Annotated in this window: 1 protein-coding gene; it reads right to left on the minus strand. The window is 47.6% G+C overall.

Annotated features, from left to right (window positions below; translation table 11 throughout):
- Window positions 1–335 precede the first annotated feature (335 nt).
- Window positions 336–1111: hypothetical protein (locus ACOCD2_RS21285; protein ID WP_419624539.1), on the minus strand; the 776-nt coding region annotated here is incomplete at its 5' end.

The following is a 1111-nucleotide window of genomic DNA, read 5'->3' on the forward strand; positions in this document are numbered from 1 at the left end:
GAGATAGAAGCTACATGCCTTCCCTGAGTTTCCCAAAGCATACAGAGGCATATGCTTGCTACACAGTTCAAACTTTGATCCTGTGAACCTGACCACCATGCACCCCAACCCCATTAAATCCAAGGCAAAAGACTTAAACTGTAACACTTCAAAGCCTAAAGCTTGCTAACCCTAACCTGATTAACCCTAAACCCGATTAACCCTAAGCCTGGTGAACCCTAGACATACACCAACATCCCCCCACCCCCCCCCCCCCTCCCCCACCCCCCCAAAAAAAAACAACAACAACAAACAAACCCAAAACAAAACAAAACAAAACAAAAAAACTTACACTGTTACAGGCAATGGTACTTGTGATCCCGGCGTACAGAACGGCGCAGCCTCTTGTCAGGACTTTCTCCACCGGGAATGCTGTCACTGCTGCTACTGCTGTCATCAAGCTGGTGTTTCTTGTAGTCTGAAGGCAGCTGTGCTTGTTGTCTCCTCTTCAGTTTATCCCTGCGCGTCTTAGCATCCTGCTGCAGTCGGCGGGTTTGTGTTGAGGGGCTCCTCCTGTGCCTCTGACTGTATGTGTTTCTCTTCTGTTCAGCTGCATGATATCTCTTCTGCCCCCTGCTCATTGGCAGCCCTAATCTGTGACTTATCTTTCTTTGAGCATCCCCTGGGCCGTTGTTGCAAGTGAGTATTGCACTGCCAACCCTTGCTGTAATTGATTTAGAGAATTTGACATTTTTGGGACATCTTGAGCTCAGAGCTCTGTTTGCTGCTTCATTCGATTGTGTGGTGCTCAAACCCCAGGTCTTTTCAATGCCCTCATCCCCAAGAACAATCAACAGAATTTCTGGCATTGTCTGTATGTCTGTTTCAGATGGGTGCAAGGCAGTGATGCCATTCTCCCTGAGTGAGCGAGACCTAACAAACCAGTTGTCACTGTCACCCCCTGCACAGGTTCCTGCTGACTTTTCTGCACAGTCACTGCAGTCTCCACCGTAGCACTGAAGTACAGCATTGATGACAGAAGGCATTTCATGTTTCATCTGGTCAGTATCTGCGTTGAACTTTTCACTCATATGCTTCAGTATCATTGAACTCCTGTTCTTTAGATCTGCTG

It is taken from the genome of Thiolapillus sp., assembly GCF_048562965.1.
In the GTDB taxonomy this organism is placed as follows: Bacteria; Pseudomonadota; Gammaproteobacteria; order Chromatiales; family Chromatiaceae; genus Thiolapillus; species Thiolapillus brandeum_A.